The 26226-nt window shown below is 43.3% G+C and carries 18 protein-coding genes and 1 pseudogene; 15 read left to right on the top strand and 4 right to left on the bottom strand.

Features of this window, described 5'->3' with window-relative positions; translation table 11 throughout:
* The first annotated feature begins 3 nt into the window (after positions 1 to 3).
* From ACVC7T_RS01135 to ACVC7T_RS01155, 5 genes are read left to right on the top strand one after another with little or no spacing between them, the layout of a single operon-like run.
* A complete protein-coding gene (locus ACVC7T_RS01135) occupies positions 4 to 219 on the top strand; it encodes a helix-turn-helix domain-containing protein (protein ID WP_172067905.1) in 216 nt (71 codons plus the stop codon).
* Positions 216 to 974, top strand: a complete 759-nt coding sequence (locus tag ACVC7T_RS01140; protein WP_447262317.1) for a DUF3169 family protein — start codon at positions 216 to 218, stop codon at positions 972 to 974. Before ACVC7T_RS01135 ends, ACVC7T_RS01140 begins: the two co-directional genes overlap by 4 nt.
* 21 nt (positions 975 to 995) lie before the next feature.
* A complete protein-coding gene (locus tag ACVC7T_RS01145) occupies positions 996 to 1679 on the top strand; it encodes a CPBP family intramembrane glutamic endopeptidase (protein ID WP_447262318.1) in 684 nt (227 codons plus the stop codon).
* Positions 1680 to 1694: 15 nt separating this feature from the next.
* The gene (locus ACVC7T_RS01150; protein ID WP_125265518.1) at positions 1695 to 2012 is read left to right on the top strand and encodes a hypothetical protein; all 318 of its coding nucleotides are present in this window, start codon (positions 1695 to 1697) and stop codon (positions 2010 to 2012) included.
* A gap of 9 nt (positions 2013 to 2021) precedes the next feature.
* Complete coding sequence (locus ACVC7T_RS01155; protein WP_172009116.1) at positions 2022 to 2699, top strand: CPBP family intramembrane glutamic endopeptidase; 678 nt, start codon at positions 2022 to 2024, stop codon at positions 2697 to 2699.
* Between the two features lie 39 nt (positions 2700 to 2738).
* Here ACVC7T_RS01155 and nrdF read toward each other — a convergent pair whose 3' ends face one another.
* The 3 genes from nrdF to nrdH all read right to left on the bottom strand — a co-directional run bounded on the left by nrdF (position 2739) and on the right by nrdH (position 6421).
* Positions 2739 to 3698 carry a class 1b ribonucleoside-diphosphate reductase subunit beta gene (nrdF, locus tag ACVC7T_RS01160; protein WP_105122184.1) on the bottom strand — a complete coding sequence of 320 codons (960 nt, stop codon included), beginning with the start codon at positions 3696 to 3698 and terminating at the stop codon, positions 2739 to 2741.
* Between the two features lie 315 nt (positions 3699 to 4013).
* Positions 4014 to 6173: a class 1b ribonucleoside-diphosphate reductase subunit alpha gene (gene nrdE, locus ACVC7T_RS01165; protein ID WP_105110321.1), complete on the bottom strand. Its 2160-nt coding sequence runs from the start codon at positions 6171 to 6173 to the stop codon at positions 4014 to 4016.
* Between the two features lie 29 nt (positions 6174 to 6202).
* Positions 6203 to 6421 carry a glutaredoxin-like protein NrdH gene (gene nrdH / locus ACVC7T_RS01170; protein WP_105160052.1) on the bottom strand — a complete coding sequence of 73 codons (219 nt, stop codon included), beginning with the start codon at positions 6419 to 6421 and terminating at the stop codon, positions 6203 to 6205.
* A gap of 317 nt (positions 6422 to 6738) precedes the next feature.
* Here nrdH and acnA point away from each other — a divergent pair, with 317 nt between their 5' ends.
* The 5 genes from acnA (at position 6739) to ptsP (ending at position 13864) form a co-directional block, all read left to right on the top strand.
* Entirely contained in the window at positions 6739 to 9408 is a 2670-nt protein-coding gene (gene acnA, locus ACVC7T_RS01175) for an aconitate hydratase AcnA (RefSeq protein ID WP_447262319.1), read from the top strand.
* Entirely contained in the window at positions 9405 to 10523 is a 1119-nt protein-coding gene (locus ACVC7T_RS01180) for a citrate synthase (RefSeq protein ID WP_447262320.1), read from the top strand. The genes acnA and ACVC7T_RS01180 overlap by 4 nt, the downstream gene beginning before the upstream one ends.
* A gap of 2 nt (positions 10524 to 10525) precedes the next feature.
* Entirely contained in the window at positions 10526 to 11707 is a 1182-nt protein-coding gene (gene icd, locus ACVC7T_RS01185) for an NADP-dependent isocitrate dehydrogenase (RefSeq protein ID WP_447262321.1), read from the top strand.
* 155 nt (positions 11708 to 11862) lie between these two features.
* Positions 11863 to 12126, top strand: a complete 264-nt coding sequence (locus ACVC7T_RS01190) for a phosphocarrier protein HPr (RefSeq protein WP_002936050.1) — start codon at positions 11863 to 11865, stop codon at positions 12124 to 12126.
* Between the two features lie 4 nt (positions 12127 to 12130).
* Entirely contained in the window at positions 12131 to 13864 is a 1734-nt protein-coding gene (gene ptsP, locus ACVC7T_RS01195; RefSeq protein ID WP_447262322.1) for a phosphoenolpyruvate--protein phosphotransferase, read from the top strand.
* 86 nt (positions 13865 to 13950) lie between these two features.
* On the opposite strand, the gene ACVC7T_RS01200 is transcribed toward ptsP, so the two are convergent.
* Positions 13951 to 15438: a DUF1846 domain-containing protein gene (locus tag ACVC7T_RS01200; RefSeq protein WP_447262323.1), complete on the bottom strand. Its 1488-nt coding sequence runs from the start codon at positions 15436 to 15438 to the stop codon at positions 13951 to 13953.
* Positions 15439 to 15709: 271 nt separating this feature from the next.
* Between ACVC7T_RS01200 and ACVC7T_RS01205 the strand changes: the two genes are divergently transcribed.
* The 5 genes and pseudogenes from ACVC7T_RS01205 to ACVC7T_RS01225 all read left to right on the top strand — a co-directional run.
* Positions 15710 to 16978: an MFS transporter gene (locus ACVC7T_RS01205; RefSeq protein WP_099807113.1), complete on the top strand. Its 1269-nt coding sequence runs from the start codon at positions 15710 to 15712 to the stop codon at positions 16976 to 16978.
* A 34-nt stretch (positions 16979 to 17012) separates the two neighbouring features.
* Complete coding sequence (locus ACVC7T_RS01210; RefSeq protein ID WP_099807114.1) at positions 17013 to 18281, top strand: MFS transporter; 1269 nt, start codon at positions 17013 to 17015, stop codon at positions 18279 to 18281.
* A gap of 10 nt (positions 18282 to 18291) precedes the next feature.
* Positions 18292 to 19332: an ArsR/SmtB family transcription factor gene (locus tag ACVC7T_RS01215; RefSeq protein ID WP_105160059.1), complete on the top strand. Its 1041-nt coding sequence runs from the start codon at positions 18292 to 18294 to the stop codon at positions 19330 to 19332.
* 476 nt (positions 19333 to 19808) lie between these two features.
* Positions 19809 to 25403: a ZmpA/ZmpB/ZmpC family metallo-endopeptidase gene (locus ACVC7T_RS01220; protein WP_447262324.1), complete on the top strand. Its 5595-nt coding sequence runs from the start codon at positions 19809 to 19811 to the stop codon at positions 25401 to 25403.
* A 360-nt stretch (positions 25404 to 25763) separates the two neighbouring features.
* A pseudogene (locus ACVC7T_RS01225) lies at positions 25764 to 26226 on the top strand (transposase); the annotation flags it as partial.

Raw genomic sequence — 26226 nt, forward strand, 5'->3', positions numbered from 1 at the left:
AACATGGAATATGTCTTAAAAAATCGGCTCAAGGAGTTGCGGGCACGGGATAGCCTCAACCAGACAGAGCTGGCCAAGTTAGCAGAAGTTTCGCGGCAGACCATTAGTCTGATAGAGCGTGGGGAATATACGCCCTCAGTGGTCATCGCCATGCGGATTGCCATGATTTTCAACGAAAACGTGGAGAATGTCTTTCAATTAGTGGAGGTAGAGGGATGAAGAAAGAAAAATCAAAAAATAGTCTTCTCAGATTAGGTAAACAACTGGGTATTGGTGCTTTAATTGGTGCGCCTATAGGTTTTTTAATTGGATTTTTTGACTTATTAGATCATCCTTTGCAACTACCCTTCCAAACTATCCTTGATATAGCTAGCGGAGTACTCTTGTTCATGACACTTGTTTCCTTATTGGTACAGCTTTATTATTTTATAAAAGCAGAAAAGAACTATAAAATATATAAGGATTTAGCTGATGACGATGAGCGCATTGATGAACTATATCGAGTACTGAGTTTAGACTACTCGTACGCAGTGACATTTACAGGTCTTATGTCAGTTTTGGGAATGGTCAGTTTGATGCTCAATTTGAAATTGGATATTTCTTCTAATGGGTTATTTATATTCTTTTCAATTTGGCCATTTGTTGTCTTGGTTTACACCACTGTTATGCAAATGTTGCTGATGAAACGGCACAATAAGATAAAAGGTATTAAGGCGCCTCTTGTGCCAACCTTGAAAGAAGTAAAGGCTAACGTTTTAGGGTTGGATGAGGCAGAATTGCAGGCAAACTACAAAATGTCTTTTGAAATCGTGATGAACTTGAGCAGTATGATTTTACCGGGGATTTATCTATTTTGTTTTGCTCTTTCAGCTATTCAAGGAGAAGTAGAATTGACAGGCCTATTGATTGCAGGAGGTATTCATATCTATATTATGGTCATGCAGTTAAAAATGGCAAAAAATTATTATAAATAATATAGAAAAAAGGAGATTGCGATGAATATCAAAAAATGGAATATGGTGAAAAATTGGCCCTATATTTTATGGTTTCTCTTGGCTTTTACATTAAATATCGGAGCGACCTTTATTTTAGTTCGGTTGGACAATTACCAAGGGCTCAATCTAGTCTGGGCAAGCGCTACCTTGCTGGTAGTGACAGGTTTGGAAATCTTCTTAGCAGGTAAAGCGAAGTTACTTTCGAAATTTTGGCAGGACGGTTTTCTCAAGATGTTGGCCTATGTAGGTCTTGGATTTATCGCAGTTTTTGCTGTTAAAATCATAGCAGGCATTGTCATGCAATTGTCGGGTGAAGGGCTCAACACAGTCAATCAGCAAGCCATTGAAGATATGGGATTCCCTCCGATTATCTTGTTTTTATTGACATCTATTTTTGCTCCTATTGTCGAGGAAATCGTCTTCCGAGGCTTTATCATGGGTAAAATCTTTGGCAAGGAATCTATCTTCGGTCTCATCTTATCCAGCCTACTCTTTGGTCTCATGCACGCTCCGACAGGGCTTGGTTCTTGGATTATGTATGGGGGCATGGGGCTGGTGCTAGGTCTCATTTACCGCCTAGGCAAACGCTTGGAGTACAGCATGCTGGTGCATTTCATCAACAATATCATCGGATTTTTGCTCATGCTTTTGATGCAGATGCTCATGAATGGTTCATTAGGATAAGTCGGAGGTGAAAGTTTGGAGTATATTGCACTTGCAGCGGTTGGTTTCCTGTTTGTATCCTATTTTTCCTACGATGGAAAAGTCAAGAAATTGGCCAAACAGATCAAGAAACTCAAAAAACAGATAAATGGAGGAAATGTCATGTCAAAAATGGTGGAAGAATTGGTTGGTGCTACAGTTCATGTAGTCTTTGAAGATGGGATTGGACAGGATTTTACGATTGAGGCATGCGATGAGGATTGGGTCAAGCTCAGTCAGACAGGCAAGGCCGGTAAGACCACGACTCGCTTGGTCAGACTAGATGCTATTGCTGAATTTAGAAAAGTAGATTAGGGGTTATCTATGTTAAAATTTATCAAACACTTAGGCTTAATAGTGCTTTATTTCCTAGCAAGCCAGGTCACCAGCAGCTTTATCTCGCTGGGCATCTTCAAGGACCAACTAGCAGCAGAGCTACCAGCTCCAATTGTGGAACAAGCAGTCTGGATTAGCGGCATTATCGGCATCGTGCTGACCACAATCCTCGCTGTGGTCCTCTGGAAGGTCGTCTATCCACGCAAGACCATTGCCTACACCGTCGAAAGTAGCTGGTTCCACAAGCTACACTGGCCTATTCTGGTCTACCTGGTCTATTTTGTCATTCAGTTTCTCATTCCTGTAGAGGAAAGCCAAAACCAGATGATAGTGGTGCAGTTTGTTTCTGCTTACCCCATTCTTGCCTTTTTCTCCGTAGTGGTATTTGCCCCTATCCTGGAAGAATTGATTTTCCGTGGTTTTCTGGCCACCTATTTCTTCCCGAAAATGCAGAGCATGAAAACAGTGGGGATTTACTTGGTTGTGTCAGGGCTTTTGTTCAGCCTACCACACGGACCAGCAACCATTCCGCAGTTCTTGATTTACTTTACAATGGGAGTCAATCTGGGATGGATTTTCTTGCTCAAACGAGATATCCGCTATTCAATGGCGCTCCATTTTGTCAACAACCTGATTGCCTACGGTATGATATTGGTTGGGGCATAGAAAAAAAGCAGTGGTCGACTGCTTTTTTATTTATCTATTTTACAAACCATAAAGGTAATCATCATCCTGCATGGCCTCCACTTCACCGAGCAGGTAGCCGTTACCAACTTGAGAGAAGAAGTCGTGGTTGGATGTACCGGTCGAAATACCGTTCATGATGATTGGATTGACATCATCCGCTGAATCTGGGAAGAGTGGGTCCTGTCCCATGTTCATGAGGGCTTTGTTGGCATTGTAGCGTAGGAAGGTCAAAACTTCCTCAGTCCAACCAACGCTATCATAGAGCGAGCGAGTGTAGCCTTCTTCATTTTCATAAAGCTGATAGAGCAGGTCGTACATCCAGTCGCGGAGCTTATCTTGCTCCTCTTCGGTCAATTCATTGAAACCGAGCTGGAATTTGTAGCCGATATAGGTACCGTGGACAGATTCATCACGGATAATCAACTTGATAATTTCAGCAACGTTGGCCAGCTTGTTATTTCCAAGATAGTAGAGCGGAGTGAAGAAACCAGAATAGAAAAGGAAGGTCTCTAAAAATACGCTGGCTACTTTCTTCTCGAGCGCTGTGCCATTTTCATAAATTTCGTTGATGATTTTAGCCTTGCGTTGCAGGTATTCATTGCTGTTGGTCCATTCAAAAATTTCTTCAATCTCTGACTTGGTGTTAAGAGTGGAGAAGATAGAAGAGTAGGACTTGGCGTGAACAGACTCCATGAATTGGATGTTGTTGTAAACAGCCTCTTCGTGTGGTGTCCGCACATCTTGGCGGAGGGCTTGAACACCTGTTTCAGATTGAAGGGTATCCAAGAGTGTCAGACCACCAAAGACCTTGCCCACCAGGTCTTTCTCTTCGGCAGTCAATTTGCGCCAGTCATCCAAGTCATTGGACAAAGGGATACGCGTGTCGAGCCAAAATTGCTCGGTCAATTTTTCCCAGGTCGATTTGTCAATGACATCTTCAATGGCATTCCAGTTTATGGCTTTGTAGTAGGTTTCCATATTTCTCTCTTTCTTTTCTAGAAATATCTATACTATTGTATCATATTTTTTGCTAAAAAACGCCCCAAGGACGTTCATTAGATTGCTTTGTTCGCAAGCAGCACAATTTGACGTATGGTAGCTAGCTAATCCGCTCATAGCGGTTGGCGTAGCTTAGCTAGTTGGCTTGCCAACAGCTAATCCCTTGCAAGTTACGACCTGAGAAAAGTCGTTCGAACTTAACGACTTTTCGAGGTAGTAAGCCACTTAGGTACTGACCATATAGTCAGTACCGTTCATTCATTAGATGCTTTAGCATCAATGAATGTTAGTGTCTTAAATTACACAACTTTCACATTGGTTTGATCCGATTTCTTCTCCGTCGTCGGTGAAGGTGCGGATGTAGTAGATAGACTTGATGCCTTTGTTGAAGGCGTAGTTGCGCAGGATAGAGAGGTCACGGGTTGTCTGCTTGTTCTCATTTTTCCACTCGTAAAGCTCTTTTGGCAATTCGCTGCGGAGGAAGAGGGTCAGTGACAAACCTTGGTCGACGTGCTCAGTAGCAGCAGCGTAGACATCAATCACCTTGCGCATATCCATGTCGTAGGCTGATTTGTAGAACGGAATAGTTTCCGTTGCCAAGCCTGCTGCTGGATAATAGATTTTACCGATTTTCTTCTCTTGACGTTCTTCAATCCGTTGAGTAATTGGGTGGATGGAAGCAGAGACATCATTGATATAGGAAATAGAGCCGTTTGGTGCAACTGCCAAGCGGTTTTGGTGGTAGAGACCGTCTGCCATCACCTTATCACGCAGGTCAGCCCAATCTTGTCCGCTTGGAATGAAAATACCTTGGAACAATTCTTTAACACGGTCAGATTGTGGTTGGTAGTCGCCTGTCACATACTTATCGAAATAAGTGCCGTCTGCGTATTTTGAGTTTTCAAAGTTATCAAAAGTCGCCTTGCGTTCGCGTGCAATGTTGTTTGATTCTACCAAAGTCCAGTAGTTGAGGAGCATGAAGTAGATATTGGTAAATTCAACGGCTGTTTTTGAACCGTAGTCCACCAAGTTTTGCGCCAAGTAAGAATGAAGTCCCATGGCACCCAAACCAATCGAATGTGCACGCTCATTACCTGCCTCAATCGAAGGCACAGCAGAAATGTGAGAATGGTCAGTAACATAGGTCAAGGCGCGTGTCATAGCACGAACAGAACGACCAAAGTCAGGTGATTTCATGAGGTTAACAATGTTGGTTGAACCCAAGTTACATGAAACGTCAGTACCCATTGTCAAATATTCTTGCGAATCGTTGATGACGCTTGGTGTCTGGATTTGCAGGATTTCTGAGCAAAGGTTGGACATGATGATTTTACCGTCAACTGGATTGCTGCGGTTGGCCGTGTCAATGTTGATGACATACGGATAGCCTGATTCTTGTTGGAGTTTTGAAATTTCTGTCTCCAAATCGCGGGCCTTGATTTTTGTCTTACGAATGCGAGGGTTGGCCACCAACTCGTCATATTTAGCTGTAATGTCCAAATAGCTGAATGGCACGCCGTATTCTAGCTCAACAGAGTAAGGGCTGAAGAGGTACATGTCCTCATTTTTACGAGCCAATTCGTAGAACTTATCAGGAACAGTGATACCGAGAGAAAGGGTTTTTACACGAACTTTCTCATCCGCATTTTCCTTCTTAGTCGAAAGGAAAGCGATAATATCTGGGTGAAAAACATCCAAGTAAACCACACCGGCACCTTGACGCTGACCAAGCTGGTTGGAATAAGAGAAACTATCTTCAAAAAGTTTCATAACTGGAACGACACCAGATGCAGCTCCTTCATATCCCTTGATAGGAGCGCCAGCCTCACGCAGGTTGCTGAGGGAGATACCGACACCGCCACCGATACGGGATAATTGCAGAGCAGAGTTGATAGACCGACCGATAGAGTTCATGTCGTCTGTTACTTGAAGCAAGAAACAGGATACCAATTCACCACGGCGAGCACGACCAGCATTGAGGAAGGAAGGAGTTGCAGGCTGGTAACGCAGGTGGATCATCTCGTTTGCCAAATCCAAGGCCAATTCTTCGTCACCTTCCGCAAAATAGAGGGCGTTGAAGAGGACGCGGTCCTCCATGCTTTCCAGATAGTAAGCACCGTCGTTTGTCTTGAGGGCGTACTGGTTATAAAACTTGTAGGCTGCCATGAAAGACTTAAATTGGAAGTTCTGGTCTTTCAAAAATTGGTCAATTTTAATGAGAAATTCTGGGCTGTACTGCTCCAAAAATTCTTTTTCTAAATAATTTTCCTCGACAAGATAGTTGATTTTATCCAAAATGCTATCGAATTGCTTGCTGTTAGGGATAACATTTTCCTTGAAAAAGGCTTTAAGGGCCTCCTGATCCTTGTGGAGGGGGATTTGTCCATTGACAGGACGGTTGATTTCGTTATTTAAACGGAAGTAGGACACATCGCCCAAATCTTTCAAACTCATAGTCGCAATCTCTTTCTATAATAGGCTTCTTATACTAAGACTTTTAATTTTGCAGGTTGGAAACCAGAGAAAACGTCGTTTTCAGTTTCAATCACTGGCGCTGCTGAGAAACCAAGTCCTTTGACGTGGTCAATAAATTCTGGCTGCTCATCCAGGTTGATTTCCTTGTATTCCACACCGTGTTGGTCTAGGAATTTCTTAGACATCTTGCACTGTACACAATCATTTTTTGAATAGATAGTAACCATTCGATTTCTCCTTTGTTTACAAGGAAATTGCATAATTCCCTTCAAATTTACCAATCAAGAATACAAGATTTTGGGGTTAAAGTCAAGGGGTTAGCTTAAACAAATCACAAAATATAGACGAATAACGAACAAGAAAATACTACATGTAGTGTTTTCTGAAAATGAGGTCTACAAGCTTTGTTTAAGCCGTAGTAGAGCTGTTTTCTATGCGAAATCACCATATGTCATAAAATATGACATTCATGGTTAAGTTGTGTTTGAATAAAAAAAGCAACTTCCAGTATAATATACATAATGAATACATAGAGGTAGCAGACATGACTCAAAAGAACAAATCGAAATTTGAACACAAACAAAAATTATTCTCTTACTATGATTTGGGAGAGGTTGCCCAAGAACATGGTGTGAATATTCAGGCACTCCCTTATACGATTCGTATTCTGTTGGAAAGCTTACTTCGTAAGGAAGATGGTGTAGATGTGACCAAAAGTCACATTAAAGATTTGGTTACCTACCAGGCTGCAGCTCCACAGGGTGAGGTTCCTTTTAAGCCAAGTCGTGTTATTTTGCAGGATTTTACAGGGGTTCCAGTTGTGGTTGACCTTGCATCCATGCGTGATGCGGTGGTTAAGGCGGGTGGCAGTCCTGATTTGATTAACCCCGAAATTCCAGTTGATTTGGTGGTTGACCACTCTGTACAGGTCGATTACTTCGGTACGGACCAGGCTCTGGAAAAAAATATTGAGCTAGAATTTGAGCGCAATAACGAGCGTTATGAATTCTTAAAATGGGCGGAAAACTCTTTTGAGAATTATCGGGCTGTGCCACCTGCAACAGGGATTATCCACCAGGTCAATATTGAGTTCCTCAGTGATGTTGTCATCGAGCAGGATGGCCTACTTTATCCAGATTCTATGTTCGGTACGGACAGCCATACGACCATGATCAACGGTATCGGTGTTCTGGGCTGGGGTGTCGGAGGTATTGAGGCCGAGGCAGCTATGTTGGGAGAGGCGTCTTATTTCCCAATTCCAGAAGTGATTGGTGTTCATTTGACAGGCAGTCTGCCCAAGGTTGCGACAGCGACAGATTTGGCTCTACGGGTGACACAATTGCTCCGCCAGGAAAATGTTGTCGGCAAGTTTGTTGAATTTTTTGGACCGGGTCTGTCTTCATTGGCACTGGCTGACCGGGCGACGGTTTCCAACATGGCACCTGAGTATGGCGCGACTTGTGGTTACTTCCCGATCGATGCTGAGACCTTAAACTACATGCGCCTGACCAACCGTTCAGAGGACCATATCGCCTTGACGGAGGCTTATGCCAAGGTCAATCATCTGTTCTACGATGAGGTCAATTTCCCAACCTACACCAAGGTTTTGGAGTTGGATTTGTCAACGGTGGTGCCGTCTATTTCTGGACCAAAACGGCCGCAAGATTTGATTGAATTGACCGATGCCAAGGAGGAATTTGCTGCCAGCATCACTCGTGAAGTTGGTGTTCGTGGTTTTGGTTTGGACAAGGCAGAGCTAGATAAGACAGCGACGGTGCATTATGCGGACGGAGATGAGACGATTCAGACAGGTCATGTAGCCATTGCAGCTATTACCTCTTGTACAAATACATCTAACCCCTACGTACTTTTAGCGGCAGGATTACTGGCTAAGAATGCGGTTGAAAAAGGCCTGACAGTCAATAAAACGGTCAAGACTTCTCTGGCACCTGGTTCAAAAGTTGTTACAGGTTACTTGAAAAATTCAGGCCTCCAAACCTATCTGGATGCGCTTGGATTTAACTTGGTCGGCTATGGTTGTACCACTTGTATCGGGAATTCCGGTGATTTGCCAGTAGAAGTTGCAGAAGCCATTAAGGAAGAAGATTTGCTGGTTTCGGCAGTCTTATCTGGAAACCGCAACTTTGAGGGCCGTATCAATCCGCTCGTCAAAGCTAATTTCCTTGCAAGTCCGCCCCTTGTAGTGGCCTATGCCATTGCAGGAAACATGAATGTTGACTTGACGACAGAGCCGCTTGGTCAAGACCAGAATGGTCAACCTGTCTATCTCTCAGACATCATGCCAAGTCGTGAGGAAGTAGATGCCTATATCGAGCAGTATGTGACCCGTGACCTTTATAAGGAAGAATACCAACAGGTCTTTACAGATAGTCAAGCTTGGAATGCCATTGAAACGACGTCGGATAAAAATTATGCCTGGAATGACAAGTCAACCTACATTCAAAACCCGCCATATTTTGATAATATGCAGACAGATTTATCTATCAAGCCTTTGGACAATCTAGCAGTCCTGGCCAAATTTGGAGACTCTGTCACTACCGACCACATTTCACCAGCGGGGAACATTGCGCGACTCAGTCCCGCTGCTCGCTACCTAGAGGATAATGGGATTTCATACTTTGACTTCAACTCCTATGGTAGTCGCCGTGGGAACCACCAGGTCATGATGCGAGGAACATTTGCCAATATCCGGATTAAAAATGAGTTGGCAGATGGAAAAATTGGTGGTTTTACCAAGTATGATGGCGAAATTCTGCCGATTTATGATGTTGCTATGAAGTATCAGGAGGCTGGAATTGGTAGCCTGGTAATTGCTGGTAAGGACTATGGGATGGGTTCTAGTCGTGACTGGGCAGCCAAGGGGGCCAATCTTTTGGGTGTCAAGGCTGTATTGGCAGAATCCTTTGAACGCATTCACCGCTCTAATCTAGTCATGATGGGTGTCCTACCCTTGCAATTCCTTGAGGGGCAGACAGCAGACAGTCTGGGCTTGACTGGTTTGGAAACCTACTCTATCGATTTGCCGGAGGATGTGACGGTTGGTCAGATGGTAACCGTTCGGGCTATTTCGGAAAATGAAACCAAGGAATTTCAGGCTCTGGCTCGCTTTGATGCGGAGGCTGATATTCGTTATTACCGCCACGGAGGCATTTTGCCAATGGTGGTGAGAAAGAAACTAGGAGGTCAACTATGACAGAAACAAATGGATTGAAAGATGCCATTGCCTGCGATACGCGCATTAGTGCGATTGAAAATGACCGCCTTTCCTATGCTGGTTATGATATTTCAGAGTTGATGGACAATAATGCGTCTTTTGAAGAGGTCATTTACCTGCTTTGGAATCTGCACCTCCCGACGCAGATTGAGCTTAATTATTTTGAAAAAGCCTTGCGGGCTGAGTATGCCATTTCTGATGCGGTGGAGCAGTGCATTCTCATCCAGTCACGCAGACACCTGCACCCGATGAGTGTTTTGCGGTCAACGGTGTCACTCTTAGGTGTTTACAATGTTCGGGCTGAGGAAAGTTCGCTGGAGGCCCTCTATGACCAGTCTATTCAGATTATGGCTAAGGTTCCGACAATCATTGCAACCTTTGCTCGTCTGCGGAAGGGCTTGGTGCCGATTGAGCCTCGTGAGGATCTGGGCTTTGCGGCTAATTTCCTCTATATGCTCAATGGGAAGGAGCCGACAGATTTGCAAGTCAAGGCCTTTAGCAAGGCACTGGTCCTCCATGCTGACCATGAACTCAACGCCTCGACCTTTGCGGCGCGCGTGACCGCCTCCACCCTGACAGATATTTATTCTTGCGTGACGACAGCTATTGGAACGCTCAAGGGTTCTCTACATGGCGGAGCTAATGAGCGGGTTTTCGATATGTTGCTGGCTATCCGTGAATCTGGTGATACAGAAGGTTACTTGCAGCAAAAATTGGACTCAAAAGAAAAAATTATGGGCTTTGGTCACCGGGTTTATCAAACGGTGGATCCTCGTCAAGAATATTTGAAGGAAATGGCGCGTGATTTGACACTGGGAACGGATGATGAGGCCTTCTATCGCTTGTCCGAAGAAGTAGAGGACTTTATCAAGCACAAAAAAGGCTTGATTCCCAATGTGGATTTCTATTCGGCGACGGTATACCATGTTTTGGGCATTGACAGTGATATATTTACCTTAATATTTGCCATGAGTCGTATGGCCGGCTGGATTGCCCATGTACAGGAACAACGCAAGAACAATAAGCTCATCCGTCCTCGTTCGTCCTATCTAGGTGGACGGAATTTGACCTATATCCCAATCGGAAAGAGATAAGTATGGCAGAAAAAATTAGATTTGAAAATGGAAAGTTGCTGGTTCCTGACCAACCCGTTATTCCCTATATCGAGGGGGATGGTGTCGGTAAGGATATTTGGTCAGCGGCTCAGTCTGCGATTGATGCGGCAGTTGAAAAGGCTTATGATGGCCAGCGTCAGATTGTCTGGAAGGAAGTATTGGCCGGTGAAAAGGCCTATGAAACAACAGGAACTTCCTTACCAGACGAGACCTTAGCCACCATTAAGGACCACCTCGTGGCTATTAAAGGACCGCTGGGAACGCCTGTTGGTAAGGGCCATCGATCACTGAATGTGGCCTTGCGCCAGGAACTGGACCTCTTTGCCTGTGTGCGGCCAGTCCGCTATTTTAAGGGAGTGCCTAGTCCACTCAAAGAGCCTGAAAAAACCAATATTACGATTTTCCGTGAAAATACAGAAGATATTTATGCAGGTATCGAATGGGATGCTGGAACTGCTGAAGTAGCACAGGTGCTTGCTTTCTTGAAGGACCAGATGGGAGTTAGTAAAATTCGTTTCCCTGAGACATCGAGTATCGGTATCAAGCCGATTTCTGAGGAAGGCAGCAAGCGCTTGGTTCGCTCTGCTATTGATTACGCCTTGGAAAATGGCCTAAAAAATGTAACCCTGGTCCACAAGGGCAACATTCAAAAGTTCACGGAAGGTGGTTTCCGTAAATGGGGCTATGAATTGGCCCAGGAAGAATATGCAGAGCAACTTGTGTCAGGTGACTTGGTTGTCAATGATATTATTGCGGACAATTTCCTTCAGCAAATCTTACTTGCTCCAGAAAAGTTCGATGTGGTGGCCCTCACCAATCTCAACGGAGACTACGCTTCAGATGCTCTAGCGGCCCAGGTTGGTGGAATCGGCATCTCACCAGGTGCAAATATCAATTACCAAACAGGACATGCCATTTTTGAAGCTACTCATGGAACAGCGCCAGATATTGCTGGCCAAAACAAGGCTAATCCAAGTTCCGTTCTATTGTCTGCTTGTATGATGTTGGATTATATGAATTGGAAAGAAGCAGCAGAGATTATTGTTTCTGGACTCGAAAAAGCTTTTGAAAATAAACAGGTAACTGTTGACTTTGCAAAGGATTTGGGAGTAGAAGCCCTATCTACTAGTCAATTTGTTACGGCTCTTATTCAATATTTTTAAGATAGAAAGGACTTGCGACCAGGCAGGTCTTTTTCTTAGAAAAATGAAAGAAATGCAAAAAAATCTTGAAAATGATTTCAAAAAGTGGTATAATCCTCCTTGTAAGGGTTATCATAATAGCCCAAATTTTGTAAAACAAAAAGGAGAATCCAAATATGGCTTCAAAAGACTTCCACATCGTGGCAGAAACAGGTATCCACGCACGTCCAGCAACTTTGCTTGTTCAAACTGCTAGCAAATTCGCTTCAGACATCACGTTGAACTACAAAGAAAAATCAGTTAACCTTAAATCTATCATGGGTGTTATGTCTCTTGGTGTTGGCCAAGGTGCTGACGTAACAATCTCTGCTGAAGGTGCAGATGCTGACGACGCAATCGCAGCAATCACAGAAACAATGGAAAAAGAAGGATTGGCATAAGAACATGACAGAAATGCTTAAAGGAATTGCAGCATCTGATGGTGTTGCCGTTGCTAAGGCATATCTACTGGTTCAACCCGATTTATCTTTTGAAACTGTTACAGTTGAAGATACAAATGCAGAAGAAGCTCGTTTGGATGCAGCTCTTGAAGCGTCTCAAAACGAGCTTTCTGTTATTCGTGAGAATGCAGTAGCTAGCCTAGGTGAAGAAGCCGCAGCCGTATTTGATGCACACTTGATGGTACTTGCTGACCCAGAAATGATTGGTCAGATTAAGGAAACAATCCGTGCTAAGAAAACAAATGCTGAAACAGGTTTGAAAGAAGTAACGGATATGTTCATCGCTATCTTTGAAGGTATGGAAGATAACCCATACATGCAAGAGCGTGCAGCAGATATCCGCGACGTTGCTAAACGTGTCCTAGCTCACTTGCTTGGTGTTCGTTTGCCAAACCCAGCAACAATTGATGAAGAGTCTATCGTGATTGCTCATGACTTGACACCTTCTGATACGGCTCAATTGAATAAGCAATTTGTTAAAGCTTTTGTAACAAACATCGGTGGACGTACAAGTCACTCAGCTATCATGGCTCGTACACTTGAAATTGCAGCTGTATTGGGTACAAATAACATCACTGAAATTGTTAAAGACGGCGATGTTCTTGCTGTTAACGGTATCACAGGTGATGTTATTATCAACCCAACTGAAGAACAGATTGCAGAATTCAAAGCAGCCGGTGAAGCTTATGCCAAACAAAAAGCTGAATGGGCTTTGTTAAAAGATGCTCAAACAGTTACAGCTGACGGCAAACACTTTGAATTGGCAGCTAACATTGGTACACCTAAAGACGTTGAAGGTGTAAATGATAACGGTGCTGAGGCAGTTGGTCTCTATCGTACAGAATTCCTCTACATGGATTCACAAGACTTCCCAACGGAAGACGAGCAATACGAAGCTTACAAGGCTGTTCTTGAAGGTATGAACGGCAAGCCTGTTGTGGTTCGTACAATGGATATTGGTGGTGATAAGGAACTTCCTTACTTCGATCTTCCACACGAAATGAACCCATTCCTAGGTTTCCGCGCCCTTCGTATCTCTATCTCTGAGACTGGTAACCAGATGTTCCGTACTCAGTTGCGTGCCCTTCTTCGTTCATCAGTACATGGTAAACTTCGTATCATGTTCCCAATGGTTGCTTTGGTAACAGAATTCCGTGCTGCAAAAGCTATTCTTGAAGAAGAAAAAGCGAAATTGCTTGCGGAAGGCATTGCAGTTGCAGATGATATTCAAGTGGGTATCATGATTGAAATCCCAGCTGCGGCTATGCTTGCGGACCAATTTGCGAAAGAAGTTGATTTCTTCTCTATCGGTACTAACGACCTTATCCAGTACACAATGGCTGCTGACCGTATGAACGAGCAAGTTTCATACCTCTACCAACCTTACAACCCATCTATCCTTCGCTTGATTAACAACGTTATCAAGGCTGCACACGCAGAAGGCAAGTGGGCTGGTATGTGTGGTGAGATGGCTGGTGATCAACAAGCTGTTCCACTTCTTGTAGGTATGGGCTTGGATGAGTTCTCTATGAGTGCAACTTCTGTCCTTCGTACACGTAGCCTCATGAAGACGCTTGACACAGCTAAGATGGAAGAATATGCTCAACGTGCCTTGACAGAATGTGCAACGGCAGAAGAAGTTCTTGAACTTCAAAAAGAGTATGTTGATTTCAACTAATAGATAAAATAAGAAAACAAGGGTAGAAATATTCTTGTTTTTTCTATAACAAAAATAGACTTGCCCCGGCAAGTCTATTTTAGTCTTTAGTTCTTCTGATAAAACTTATTGTGCTGATAGATAGGATCATAGGTTAAATTGATACCTAGTTTACGGAGGACGCTCTTGTCTTCATCAGATAGGATAACGGTCGAGTGGGCTTCGCTACCGTTTAATTGACCCAATTCTTTCATGGCAAGTGCAGCAAGAGGACTGTCTTGTGCGGTGATAGCAAGGGCGTTAAGGATTTCGCTGGCGTCCAAACGAGTATTATTTTTATCCAAATAATCTGCCTTCAATTCCTGGATTGGACGGATGTAGTTTGGTTCGATAAGAAGGGTTTCATCATCGATTTGTGCGATTTGCTTGATGGCATTGAGAAGGACAGTTGCAGTTGGCTTGAGGAGGTCAGAGGTTTTACCTGTGACAATCTCACCATTTGGCAGCTGAATAGCTAGGGCAGGACTGGTTGTTAGCTCTGCTTTTTCGCGCGCAGCGATAACAACCTTACGGTCAGCAGGTGTCACGCCAACTTCATTCATGAGGAGCTCAATCTTTTTGACTGCTTGTTCACCAACCCGCTCAGCTTTGAAATCAACCAAGGTCTGGTAGTAGCGGCGGATGATTTCTTGCTTGGATGCTTCGATCGCAGCCTCCTCGTCCACGATAGAATAGCCCACCATGTTAACGCCCATGTCTGTCGGTGAGGCGTATGGTGATTTGTTCAAAATACGTTCAAAGGTACGGTTGAGGACAGGGAAGACCTCGATGTCACGGTTGTAATTGACGGCTGTTTTTCCATAGGTTTGTAAGTGGAAAGGGTCAATCATGTTGAGGTCATCCAGGTCAGCAGTTGCTGCTTCATATGCCAAGTTGACTGGGTGGTGGAGTGGCAAGTTCCAAACTGGGAAGGTTTCAAACTTAGCATAGCCTGATGTTACGCCATGCAGTTGGTCGTGGTAGAGCTGGGAGATACAGGTCGCCAATTTACCTGAACCAGGTCCGGGTGCGGTGACAACGACGAGATTGCGACTAGTTTCAATGTAGTCATTTTTGCCCATACCTTCTGGTGAGATGATGTGGTCGATATCAGAAGGATAGCCCTTGATTGGGTAGTGGAGATAGGACTTGATGCCATGTTTTTCCAACTGTTTGCGGAAGGCGTCTGCGGCTGGTTGGTTGCGGTACTGGGTAATGACCACAGAACCAACATAAATATCAATATCATTGAAGGTGTCAATCAAGCGGAAGACTTCTTGGTCATAAGAAATACCCAAGTCACCACGTGCCTTAGAATGTTCGATGTTGCTTGCATTGATGGCGATGACGATTTCTACTTGGTCTTTTAACTCTTGGAGGAGTTTGATTTTATTATCTGGTTCATAGCCAGGTAAAACACGGGCTGCGTGGAAATCTTCCAGCATTTTTCCGCCAAATTCCATATAGAGCTTGCCTTCAAACTGAGCAATACGCTCTAAAATGTGGTCACGTTGCAAATTCAAATATTTAGTTGAATCAAATGCGATTTTCTTCATCAAATATGTCCTCCAAATGTGTATTAATCTCTGGGAAAACAAAAAATAGCTCCCTAAAACTAGGGAGCCTTTTCTCCGACCTCTCAAAAGAGGTGCCCGAACAATACTATAACAAACTGTGCTAATCTTGTCAAGAAAAAGTCAGATAGAACAAAAATTAAACAATTGCTTAAAAAATATTTAATTTTTATAAAATTAAATATTGACTTTATTAAAATAAAGTGTAAAATAAGATTAAACAAATATTTAATTTTATTAAAAGGAGTTTCTTATGAAAAAACTAGTCAACAATAAATTGTTCCTGTCCAGCTTTGTAGCGGACTTGATTTCCAACTTTGGCGATACGCTTTACTATCTAGCCCTGATGAACTATGTATTGCTTCTACCAGATACCAAATTTGCTCTGGCCATGATTACCGCTTCTGAAACCTTGCCGATTTTGGCAGGCCTCTTCATCGGAATCTGGGCAGATAAGACCAAAAACAAATTGGATACCATCCTAGCGACCCTACTGGTTCGTGTTGGTTTGTATACCTTGGTTGGTTTCCTCATGGGATTTACCCCAGCCCTGTGGGTTGTGGCAGTGGTCTGCGTCATCAACTTCCTGTCTGACCTTGCTGGTCAATACGAAAACGGTCTCTATATGCCAGTCAGCCTGCGAGTAGTGGCTGCTGAAGACCGTGAAACAGCTATGGCTTTTAAAATGACTGTTAAAAATCTCTTGCAGATTGCCTTTCAAGCCAGTGGTGCCATCCTGATCGGATTTATGTCTTATCAAAACCTAGCCTTCTTCAACGCTGGGACCTTCTTGGTCAGCCTTGCGATTATGGCAGGTTTGCGTCCAGCTTTTGCCAAGTTGTTGAAAGAGAATCCTATCCAAGAAGCTGAGCAAACAGAAACAGAAGCAGGCATTATCAAGGGGATTGGTCAGAGTATCAAAGATTCCTACCAAGCCGTGCAGAATATTCCTGTTCTTAAAGCGTCAATCATTACCATTGCAAGCTTGAATGCGATTTTTACTGCCCTCTCACCATTAGCAATTCTTAATATGAAGGAGTTTTCAGACTTTGTGATTGTCAATGCGGGGACAACGGTGGCTCTGATTTCCATTCTCTTCTCAGTTGGTAGTATCTTGGGGTCAAGTATCGGTATGGCTTTGTTCAAAAATGTTAGCTTGGTCAACCTCCTCAAGTTCTCTACTCTTATGCCTGTTTTACTTTTCTCAGGTTTCTTTCTTCACAACATCTATGTAGTATTGGCAGTGATCTTCGTAACGGCAGTGACACTGGGAATTTTCAATCCAAAAATGAGTGCTCTGGTTATGAATGAATTGCCTGAAGATAAATTGGCGACAGTCGGTGGAGGGATTGATGCTTTCTGCCAGATTGGTATGGTAGCAGGTCAAGCCTTGGTCGCCATTATGGTGACGGTGCTTTCTGCGACAAGTATTTCTCTCATCTTCCTCTTGCTTTCTGTGGGACTCTTGGGTTATAGCATTTTTACAGGAAAAAATACTGAAAAGATTGTAGCTAGTGCATAGGAATAAATCTCTGGTTACTAGAAGGAGAATTACTTTGAAAAAGATACTCAACAATAAATTGTTCTTATCAAGCTACCTAGCGGATGTGATTTCCAACTTTGGAGACACGCTTTACTACCTAGCTTTGATGAACTATGTCTTATTTCTGCCAGATACTAAGTTTGCCTTGGCCATGATTACGGTTTCTGAAACTCTGCCAATCTTGTCGGAACTTTTTATGGGAATTTGGGCTGATCGGACCAAAAATAAATTGGATACGATTTTGGCTACTCTGGTGCTTCGTTTTGTTCTTTATGCCCTCGTTGGTTTACTAATGGGATTTACACCAGCCCTATGGATTGTAGCGGTGGTTTGTGTGGTCAATTTCCTATCTGACTTGGTTGGTCAGTATGAAAACGGGCTTTATATGCCACTTAGCCTGCGGGTCTTGGAGGCAGAAGACCGTGAAACAGCCATGGCTTTTAAGAATACCGTGGGCGGTATCTTGATGATTGTCTTTCGATCCAGCGGTGCCATTCTCATCGGCTTCATGTCTTACCAGAATCTTGCCTTTTTCAATGCTGGGACCTTCTTGGTCAGCCTTGCGATTATGGTAGGTCTGCGTCCAGCTTTTGCCAAGTTGTTGAAAGAAAATCCTATCCAAGAGGTTGAACAAACTGAAACAGAAGCAGGACTTGTCAAGGGAATTGGTCAGAGCCTTAAAGAATCTTATCAAGCCATTCAAAACATCCCTGTACTAAAAGCTTCTATTCTGACCATTTCGGGTATCAATACGGTTGTTAGTGCCGTATCTCCCATGGTTATCCTGTCTATGAAGGAATTTTCAGACTTCGTGATTGTCAATTCTGGTATAACTCTTGCCTTGGTATTCAATCTATTTTCTGTTGGTTACATCCTTGGCTCTAGTCTAGGTATGGCTTTCTTCAAACATATCAGCTTGTCTAACCTGCTCAAGTGTTGTACATTTTTGTCGGTCATCCTGTTTGTTGGCTTCTACCTTCATAATATTTATATTGTGATGGCGACTATCTTAGTCACTACCATGATGACTGGCATTATCAATCCAAAATTGTATGCCCTGATAATGAATGAACTACCCGAAGATAAATTGGCGACTATCAATGCAGGAATGGGGACTATATTCAATATTGGGATGCTTGCAGGTCAAGCCTTGGTCGCCCTTATGGTGACGGTGCTTTCTGCGACAAGTATTTCCCTCATTTTCCTCTTGCTTTCTGTGGGACTCTTGGGCTATACTATTCTTACAGGGATCAAGCCTGCAAAGTCATTAGTGAATACTTAGAAAGAAAACTATGAAATTAGATTACCGAGATTATAGAAGCGAAATTGTCGAAAAATTTTTTATTCCTTTAATTGTTACGGAACGTGAGGAACCGATTGAGGCGGATTTTTCACAGAAAGAAAAAGACATTCTCAAAGATGCCTTGGACATTCGTGATGAGATGGAAGAAAAGTTGGCAGATTTTCGTCAGGAAGTCAATCAAGTCTTTGTCTGGGGACATATCTTTACAATCCTGCACACCTTGTATTTCTACCTCTTGGATCAAGGACAGGATCCTAAGACAGTCGAGGAAGCTTGTCAATTGATTTTAAAGCTGTCTCAAGAAGAAGTAGAAGATGCCATGCGAACCATGTTGGCGTCTGAAAATGACGGACATCGTGAGAAGACCCTTAGCCTCATGGAACTTTTGGAAAAAACGGATAAAAAGCCGACAGATAAGTGGTACTGGTCACTGGCTATTCGCAATCCCCTGGAAACAGTTCAGCGGTCTGTCCATCTCTTGGATAAGATGCTGCCAATCTATCAGCCCTATTTTGAGCAGGCAAGGACAGAGAGGGAAACCTTTGCTAGAGACTTTGACATTGAGAAACTCTATCGAGAATCCAAGCAGCTAGCCATGACTGGCTTGGATGCTTTAGGAGTAGAAACTGCCCAATTCTTCGTTCTCAGTCCCTGGAATTATTGGTTTGCTTATTATGGCAATGAAGACTTTGACCATATGAAAGTCGCTCTTTTAGCATCCTGTCGAATTGATCAGATGATGCTGTCAAATGACGAGCTGGATCTGGATGATTTGACAACGGCTCTTAAAGTCATCAGCGATAGCACGCGCTACCAAGTTTTAGTGGAACTGACCAAGCCCCATGCCAAGAGCAAGGACATTGCAGAACGCCTGGCTATTACAGGGGCGGCAGTGTCTTTCCACACCCAAAAACTGATCAACGGTGACTTACTTCTCTTCAATACAAAAAATAGTGATGTCAAATACAGTGTCAATCAAGATTTGCTGCGGCAGATGATAGACAAGCTGAAGAGTGATTTTGAATTATAGTTAGTAGGACTTTGTACTGAGAGAGTACAAGGTCTTTTTATGCCTTGGTTCCAAGGTTGCTTTCCCGCTCCATGTGGAATCTATGGTATAATCCCATCTTTGGCAGTTTGAAACGACAAAAACCTCCCCAACCCTATGCATATCAAGGTGATATACTCCCCTTATAGTGGACAGTGAAAAAACAAAAATTTTCACTAGAACCATTTTAATTCACTTAAAATTTGTTTGGTATCGCACCAATCAGCAAGGAGCTATTCGCTTTCGAGGTTGGAAGGAGTGGACGATTGAGACGGTGAGGGAATGATGGTTGAAGAGGTTGCTTAGAAACCATGGTTTTCATTAGTTTCCTGACGGTTATCGTTGGGAAACTTTTCTTGTTTTGGTGAGATTGTCAGCGTTTTCTTTGCATTTCACTCTTCTTACTTATATAATTATAGTGGATTTTTTATTTGGCTCAAAAAGGAGACTATATTTTAATGAATTTACATTTTTTACAAAAAAAGCACCATTTTGGTATTCGTAAGTTTTCCATCGGTGTCGTGTCAGTTGCTCTGGCAATTAGCTTTAGCATCCTTGGAGGGCAGGTTGCTGCTGCGCAAGAGGTAAGTCAAGTGCCTGCTAGTAGTCAGCAAACTAGTCAGGCAGTAACAGATGGGCCAAGTCAAGATCAAACAAGTAATCAGGTTTCAGAGATGGTGGGAACTCAGTTGACAGAACCAGTTCCCGCAGAGACTTTGTCTCCAGTAGTTCAGTCTACTCAAACTGATTCAATCGTCTCACAGACTCCAGTTATCCAAGAAAATCAATCAACAACACTCGATCAAGAAAAAGCAAACTCAGTTCAACCCCTGTCGGAAGCGAAAGTAAGTGAACCTAGTATAGGGACAGAAAGTCCTCAAACAGTAGTTGAAACCCCAAGCCAATCAGCAGTAGAGTCAGCTACAACAGCTCAGGTAGCAGAAACATCAGCAGTAGAATCTGCTCCGACTGACCAGCTAGCAGAAGAAGTAGTCCAACCTGTACTTCGTTCAGTACCCATGGCTCGTAGTGTAGCTGCCAATGAAGTTGCTAAATTACCACTAGATGACCAAGGGGAGCTTATGACCTCCGTCAATGGAAAAACAGTTCAGCAGTTTCAAGTGGTTTATTCGGATGGTAGTAGTCAGATAGTCCCTGCGACGACTCAGCCGACGACAAGCCAGACCAGAGAGGCAGTTGCGCAGCAGGTTGCTTCGCTGAAAAATGATTTTGCGGCTGTGACCTATGACTCACTCTATCCTTACTTGGGCCATCAAGAAAGTTTTCTTGAAAAAAATGCTCTAGAGACGGCCATTCGGAAGGAAAATGGGGGAAATGCTCTGTCAGCCGACCAGCTGCAGTCTCTCAAGCAGACAGCCTATATGGATATGCTGGATATGAGGGAGAGTTTTGAGCGAGTAAAGGCTAAGATTGAAACGAGTCTGACGGGTATTTTTGAGAAATCAAGCCAGGTCAATGTAGAGGATATCCGTCGTAATAAGGAGAAGATTTTAGCAGGTCTTTCCTATCTGGATCGTCAATATTCCTTTGAATTTGGTCAACATCAGGCCCAAGATTTAATCTTGTATCACCCTCAGGTTTTTGGTGGTGGCGGGAGTCCCCTTGGAACTCTTACTATCTTGAATACCTTGACCTATCGTGATTTGACCTTGGGACAGTCAGCGACTACTTACCAAACCAAACTAGCTCCAATTACAAATCAAGCTGATATTTTCTCCTTTGTGGAGAAGGGAGTGAGCTTGTTTGAGCCAAGTAAAACAGGGGAGCAATGGTTTAAGGAGACCAGCAAGGCTCATCTGGCAGAGTCCCAATCTCCTTACGGAAATTCCTCGCTCTATCAGAAATTAAAGAGCAATGTACGTCTAGGTAACCATCTCATTCCTCTCTTGACCCTACCTAGTGATCTCGTATATGCCATTATCACTTCAAACACAGTCAACTATGGTTTGACGGAATCTTATGTCCGACCAGGTGACCAGACCGGCATTTCAACATTTAAAACTAGCTTACAATCCTATGCTGATGACCAGGAAAGCTTTTTGAAATTCTGGCATCGTATCAGTCAGAACAGGGATATTCTAGCCAATCATGAAACCATTATTGTGGTTGATAGTCCGCAGAAACTAGGGACAGCTACTCAGCGCGTTCAAGAACTTTATTCACCAAAATATGGTTCAAGTGTTTTAGAAGGGGTCGAGAAATTTATCAGACCGCTCAGCCTTTATGCCAACTTTTTGCAAGCTGATGGTCAGGCCAATGGAAAGACTTCCATTAACCTCTTCTTGAAAAAATCCCTGTCTGAGGCAGGTCAGTCTGTCTATACCCATGAATTGACCCATATGTTTGATAAGAACGTTTGGTTAAATGGCTATGATAGACGAGCTGGCCAGTTACAAGAAGTTTTTGCCAGAGGAATGTTTGAGTCTATGGATGTTGCCAAAACACCCTATCAAGACCCGAGCTTTATTATCAATACAGCCTATCGCATGGGAGACAATCGGACACAAAATACTAGTCCAGACCGTTTCCAAACAAGTGATGACCTCAAGACCTATATGCAGGGTATCTTGGACGTCTTGTACACTTTAGATTACGCAGAAGCTCAGTCTATCTTGAGTCAGATACCTGAAAACAGGGCGGTCCTACTTAATCAGCTGAGCCTTGTCGCAAGTGCCAATGGTGGTCAGACAGATCAAGCTCAACCAATTTCGAGAGATTTAGCAGCAGGTTTGCAATCTGTCCATGATTTTGTAGATAAGCAATTGATTTCAGGTCGCTACAAGTTTGACGGTCTCAATACCACAGGAACAGCTCGGACCAATTCTTACTACACCATTCCTCTCTTTGAGCCTATCTATGCAGGTCTGCAAAACAATGCAGGAACAGTAGGTGACATTAGCTTTAGAAGAAATGCCTATGATATTCTGGGAGAATATGGTTATGAAAAAGGAATGGTAGCCTATGTTTCTGGCCAATATGCCAATGATCAGGCAGCTTTGAATGCCATTATGCCAGAATATGGAGGAGACCTAGCAACCTTTAAGAAGGCTATGTTTGACCGTCGCATCGCCAAGGTTACTGAGCTAAAATCCACTAGTGTAGCCAGCGATTTCGCTGCTATTCAGAGTTTGATGGATGCGGCCGTTGCCAAAGATTTGCAACAGATGAAACTTAATGCAACCAATAGGGTAGCCTTGTCAACTAGAGTTTCAGCTGTTCAAGAATTGAAAAAGAGCATCTTCCAGGCTTATTTGAAGGATACAGATGACTTCCGCTCAAGTATTTATCAAGAAGTTCAGGCGCGTGAGCTCTATGTCACCAAAGGTGCTGAAACATCTAAAGAGGGACAGGGAACAGAAACTCATCCATATCAAAGTTTGTCCTATGCTATTTCCCAAGCTAAAGATGGTGATACTATTAAATTGGTTAGTGATATCATCCATCGTGATGGACAAAATTTTTCAACGAATTTTGTCATTGATAAGGCGGTGACAATTGATGGTCGTGGGTATAAATTAAATCTTCGTGGTCTTAATTTGCTAACGACAAAAGATGTGACCCTAAGTAATCTCAAGCTCGAGATGATTCCTGATGGTGGTCAGCAACCGAAGATTTATGCGGATGGTAACCATCTGACCTTTAATAACGTGTCAACGACCATCAGTCAGGCCCAAGTCGATCTTCGTCCTACCTTGATTGCAGGTTCTCCAACTGACACCCCTTCAGGAAGCCATGCTCGGATCTCGATTATTGGTGGTTCCTCAGACACTCGCTTCCAGAAAATTTTTGCGGGCCATGCCCAAGGGACTAGTTTGATTCCGGTTGAGATTATCATAGACTCAGAATTTGCCATGGTTGATCAAGGGATTGACTTAGGTGGTGTAGATGGATCTCCAACTATTGATCGGGTTACCTTGGAGAGTAGTTCTAGCAATATCAAGAAGGTTGTGGCGACAAATAGTTCAGACAACCATGTTACTCTGAAGGCGGCTCGTATATTTGGAGTAGAATTAGTGGATGTTCAGGAATTGACTCTGAGTGAACGTGCAGATATTACCCTGTCTGATAAGGTTTCTAGCATCACCACACGACTTGAGTTGGGAACAGATAGCCTTCTCAATCTGGCTATGAATCAGAATCTTGAAGTCGGTGAACTGATTGGAGATGGAAAACTGATTATCCCAGTTAGCTCTAGCTTGCAGGTAACAGGAGATATTCAAGATAATGTTCAAGTTCTTGTCAGAGGCTTTGAACAAGATCTGACCAAGAATATAGACAAGGAATATGTAAGGGTTGAGGGACTGTTATCTCCTACAGCTCGTATTACCTTGGAGAAAGGCTATAATCGTTTTGGCCTGGTTAAAGATGAAATTGTTTATCGCTTGGTAGAGCTAAAACAGCCTGTTCAAACTCATACAGTAACTTTGCACTTCACACAGTCAGGTAAGTTGGTAAAAGAGAAGCAGGTGCAAGTTGATAATGGGCAGTCCATTACTGGTGTGGAGAACGAGTTGCCTAGTGCGACAGAGGGAACCTATCAGTTGGATCCAAACTTTGACAGAACAGCGTTGACAGCTATCACTAGTAGTAAAACGATTGAGATTCCAGTAGTCTTGGTTCTATCAAAAGCAAGTCGCTACCAGCCTCACGTTAATGGAGAAGCCCGTGTCCTACCGGCAAGCAGTAGTGAGGAAACAACAGCTGAAATTTTGAAGCAAATCAGTCTACCAGCTGAAGTAGGTCGATTTGATGTTATAGTAGTCACTCCAATTCCACAGTCTAGTGGCGACCACTCTATGACTATTCGTGTGGTCTATGATGATCGCAGCGAAGAAGAGCTTGTAATACCTCTTCATATTCTCACAATAGAAAATGGAGAAGTTGTCAAACACAGCTTGCCAGCAGGAGTTCTTCCTAAAGCGGATCGCTACCAGCCACACGTTAATGGGGAAGCCCGTGTCCTACCGGCAAGCAATAGTGAGGAAACAACAGATGAAATTGTGAAGCAAATCAGTCTACCAGCAGAAGTAGGTCAATTTGATGTTGTAGTAGTCACTCCACTTCCACAGTCTAGTGGCGACCACTCCATGACTGTTCGTGTGGTCTATGATGACCTCGGCCATGAAGAGCTTGTAGTTCCCCTTCATATTCTCACAATAAAAAATGGAGAAGTTGTCAAACATAGCTTGCCAGAAGGTGTTTTAGAACCGTTGGTTACTGCCAAAGGCAAGGGAGTTACCCATGAATTGCCAGTCGGAATTCTCCCACCTCTTGAAACGTCAAATGGAGGTGGAGTTCGTCATGAATTGCCAGCAGGTGTTTTAGAACCGTTGGTTACTGCCAAAGGCAAGGGAGTTACTCATGAATTGCCGGTCGGAATTCTCCCACCTCTTGAAACAGCAAATGGAGGTGGAGTTCGTCATGAATTGCCAGCAGGCGTTTTAGAACCCTTAGTTACTGCCAAAGGCAAGGGAGTTAGCCATGAATTGCCGGTCGGTATTCTTCCACCTCTTGAAACGGCAAATGGAGGTGGAGTTCGTCATGAATTGCCAGAAGGCGTTTTAGAACCGTTGGTGACTGCAAAAGGCAAGGGGGTTACTCATGAATTGCCAGTCGGTATTCTTCCACCACTTGAAACGGCAAATGGAGGTGGAGTTCGTCATGAATTACCGGAAGGAATTTTAGAACCGTTGGTGACTGCAAAAGGCAAGGGGGTTACTCATTTTATTCCAAGTGGTACCTTGCCTCTAACAGTAACAAGAAGTGAAGTTTATACTCCGGCAATGCCAGCCGTCTCATTGTTACAGCAACGGCAGAAAAATACGGAGACCAAGCCAGCTGTGTTACCGTTGGTAGCTGTATCTAAGAAGCAGGCAGGCCAGTTAAGTGCCACCTTGACAAGTAGCAATTCAAACATGTCAACTTCCAATCGTTTACCTGAAACAGGGGAGAGAAACAATCTAAGTCTTTTAGGATTCTTACTTGCCTCCCTAGGCTTTAGTTTCTGGATTGGTCGCAAAAAAGCTGAATAAAGCGGAATGGATTTTGCTTAAGAATTAGTATCAGAAACGGACAAACATCTGGAATTACAAGAGCCGATGATTTGTTCGTTTTCTTTTTCTTTTTTAAGGGGGACTAGCCTTGCTCAAAAACAATTGACTTGTCCAATCAATAAGTATGCAAAATAGAGTATATATACCCGTTGTGCTAGTTAATCAAGCGTAAGCAAGGGAATATTTTAAGCTAATACCAAATTCAGTATGACTGCTTTTAAGCAAAAGAGAATAGATAAGTGAACTGCACCCCAAAAGTTAGACACAAAATCTAACGATTGGGGTGTTTTTCTTATGAAATTAAGTTATGAAGATAAACTAGAAATATAAGAGCTGAGAATGATTGACGTGTCGTGGGTCAACCTTAGCAATATATACAAGGTCACTATTGCCAATCTCACCTACATGATAAAACTCATGGATCGATATGGCGTGGAAATCGTTGAAAAAGGTAAAAATAGGTATTATTCACCTGAATTAAAGCAAGAAATAATGGATAAGGTCTTGATTCATGGGTGTTCTCAACTCTCAGTTTCCCTTGATTATGCCTTGCCAAATCGAGGAATGCTTCCCAATTGGATAGCAAAATACAAGAAAAACGGGTATACTATTCTTGAAAAACCAAGAGGGAGACCGAGCAAGATGGGACGTAAACGCAAGAAAACCTGGGAAGAGATGACGGAATTAGAGCGCCTTCAAGAGGAAAATGAACGTCTTCGAACTGAGGTGGCCTTCCTAAAAAAGTTGAGAGAACTTCGCTTGAGGGACGAAGCACTAGTGCGCGAACAGCAGAAACAATTAG

Source organism: Streptococcus sp. P25B114, from assembly GCF_053010325.1.